1 tRNA gene and 2 rRNA genes are annotated in these 3,210 nt (G+C 49.2%); all 3 read left to right on the plus strand.

The features are described from left to right. Nucleotides 1–329 (plus strand): 16S ribosomal RNA (locus ABZ857_RS43890); the annotation flags it as partial. A 93-nt stretch (nucleotides 330–422) separates the two neighbouring features. Then, nucleotides 423–495, plus strand: a tRNA-Ala gene (locus ABZ857_RS43895). A 138-nt stretch (nucleotides 496–633) separates the two neighbouring features. Next, nucleotides 634–3,210: ribosomal RNA gene (locus ABZ857_RS43900) — 23S ribosomal RNA — on the plus strand; the annotation flags it as partial.

Genomic DNA, 3,210 nt, shown 5'->3' on the forward strand with positions numbered 1-3,210 from the left:
GGAGGTCGTCATCCTGCCGACCGTGCCCGGCTACTCCACCACCGGCCTGATCGCCGCGGCCCGAGCCGCCTCGTGACTTCGGCTCAGTTCGGATTGTAGGCTGCAACTCGCCTACATGAAGTCGGAATCGCTAGTAATCGCGGATCAGCACGCCGCGGTGAATACGTTCCCGGGCCTTGTACACACCGCCCGTCACACCACGGGAGTTGGGAGTACCCGAAGTAGGTTGCCTAACCGCAAGGAGGGCGCTTCCTAAGGTAAGACCGATGACTGGGGTGAAGTCGTAACAAGGTAGCCGTATCGGAAGGTGCGGCTGGATCACCTCCTTTCTAAGGAATATATACAAAGACGTGAGCATTCAACTTTATTCAGTTTTGAGGGGTTTAGTGATAAACCTAAGCAAGAATCAAATTCTTGATTGTGGGGCCTTAGCTCAGCTGGGAGAGCGCCTGCTTTGCACGCAGGAGGTCAGCGGTTCGATCCCGCTAGGCTCCATTGTCAGACAAGACGTTAAAATCACTTGAACATTGAAAACTAAATAACAATATCTAATAACGATAAATAAACCAAAAGCTGTGAATTTTAAAGAATTTACAAACTTATACTTGAAAAACGATGATTATAAATCATCATGGCAAAGTTAATAAGGGCGCACGGTGGATGCCTTGGCACTAAGAGCCGATGAAGGACGTGACTAACGACGATATTCTAGGGGGAGCAGTAAGTACGCATTGATCCCTAGGTCTCCGAATGGGGAAACCCAGCTGCTACTAGCAGTTATTCATGAGTGAATACATAGCTCATGTAAAGGTAACGCAGAGAACTGAAACATCTAAGTACCTGCAGGAAGAGAAAGTAAAAACGATTTCGTAAGTAGCGGCGAGCGAACGCGAAGAAGGGCAAACCAAGAAGCTTGCTTCTTGGGGTTGTAGGACTGCAACGTGGACTTAAGCATTATAGTCGAATAACCTGGGAAGGTTAATCAAAGAGGGTAATAATCCCGTAGACGAAATAGCGCTTATACCTAGCAGTATCCTGAGTAGGGCTGGACACGCGAAATCCAGTTTGAATCCGGGAGGACCATCTCCCAACCCTAAATACTCCTTAGTGACCGATAGTGAACCAGTACCGTGAGGGAAAGGTGAAAAGAACCCCGAGAGGGGAGTGAAATAGCACCTGAAACCGTGTGCCTACAAGAAGTTCGAGCCCGTTAATGGGTGAGAGCGTGCCTTTTGTAGAATGAACCGGCGAGTTACGTTATGATGCGAGGTTAAGTTGAAGAGACGGAGCCGTAGGGAAACCGAGTCTGAATAGGGCGACTTAGTATCATGATGTAGACCCGAAACCTAGTGACCTATCCATGAGCAGGGTGAAGGTGTGGTAAGACGCACTGGAGGCCCGAACCAGGACACGTTGAAAAGTGTTTGGATGACTTGTGGATAGCGGAGAAATTCCAAACGAACTGGGAGATAGCTGGTTCTCTCCGAAATAGCTTTAGGGCTAGCGTCGAAATGTAAGTGTATTGGAGGTAGAGCACTGTTTGGGTGAGGGGTCCGTCTAGGATTACCAATCTCAGATAAACTCCGAATGCTAATACACATGTTCGGCAGTCAGACTGCGAGTGCTAAGATCCGTAGTCGAAAGGGAAACAGCCCAGACCAACAGCTAAGGTCCCAAAATATATGTTAAGTGGAAAAGGATGTGGGGTTGCACAGACAACTAGGATGTTAGCTCAGAAGCAGCTATCATTCAAAGAGTGCGTAATAGCTCACTAGTCGAGTGACCCTGCGCCGAAAATGTACCGGGGCTAAACATATTACCGAAGCTTTGGATTGATATTTTATCAATGGTAGGAGAGCGTTCTTAACCGCGATGAAGGTATACCGTGAGGAGTGCTGGAGCGTTAAGAAGTGAGAATGCCGGTATGAGTAGCGCAAGATAAGTGAGAATCTTATCCACCGTAAGACTAAGGTTTCCAGGGGAAGGCTCGTCCGCCCTGGGTTAGTCGGGACCTAAGGCGAGGCCGAAAGGCGTAGTCGATGGACAACTGGTTGATATTCCAGTACTAGATATGATCGTGATGGAGGGACGCAGTAGGCTAAGAGATGCCAGTTAATGGATTCTGGTCTAAGCAGTGAGGTGTGAGATGTGTCAAATGCATTTCTCTTTAACATTGAGCTGTGATGGGGAAGCAACTACGGTTGCGAACTCTCTGATGTCACACTGCCAAGAAAAGCTTCTAGCGTAAAGTCATATCTACCCGTACCGCAAACCGACACAGGTAGTCGAGGCGAGTAGCCTCAGGTGATCGAGAGAACTCTCGTTAAGGAACTCGGCAAAATAGCCCCGTAACTTCGGGAGAAGGGGTGCTGGTGTAAAAGCCAGCCGCAGTGAATAGGCCCAAGCAACTGTTTATCAAAAACACAGCTCTCTGCTAAACCGCAAGGTGATGTATAGGGGGTGACGCCTGCCCGGTGCTGGAAGGTTAAGAGGAGTGCTTAGACGTAAGTCGAAGGTATGAATTGAAGCCCCAGTAAACGGCGGCCGTAACTATAACGGTCCTAAGGTAGCGAAATTCCTTGTCGGGTAAGTTCCGACCCGCACGAAAGGCGTAATGATTTGGGCACTGTCTCAACGAGAGACTCGGTGAAATTTTAGTACCTGTGAAGATGCAGGTTACCCGCGACAGGACGGAAAGACCCCATGGAGCTTTACTGTAGTTTGATATTGAGTACCTGTAAGTCATGTACAGGATAGGTAGGAGCCATTGAAATAGGGACGCTAGTTTCTATTGAGGCGTTGTTGGGATACTACCCTTGACTTATGGTTACTCTAACCCGCTGGCATAATCGGCCAGGGAGACAGTGTCTGACGGACAGTTTGACTGGGGCGGTCGCCTCCTAAAGAGTAACGGAGGCGCTCAAAGGTTGGCTCAGATTGGTTGGAAATCAATCGTAGAGTGTAAAGGTAAAAGCCAGCTTGACTGCGAGAGCTACAACTCGAGCAGGTAGGAAACTAGGACTTAGTGATCCGGTGGTACCGCATGGAAGGGCCATCGCTCAACGGATAAAAGCTACCCTGGGGATAACAGGCTTATCTCCCCCAAGAGTTCACATCGACGGGGAGGTTTGGCACCTCGATGTCGGCTCATCGCATCCTGGGGCTGTAGTCGGTCCCAAGGGTTGGGCTGTTCTCCCATTAAAGCGGTAC

Origin of the sequence: Microbispora sp. NPDC046933 (genome assembly GCF_040644635.1) — a bacterium.
In the GTDB taxonomy this organism is placed as follows: Bacteria; Actinomycetota; Actinomycetes; order Streptosporangiales; family Streptosporangiaceae; genus Microbispora.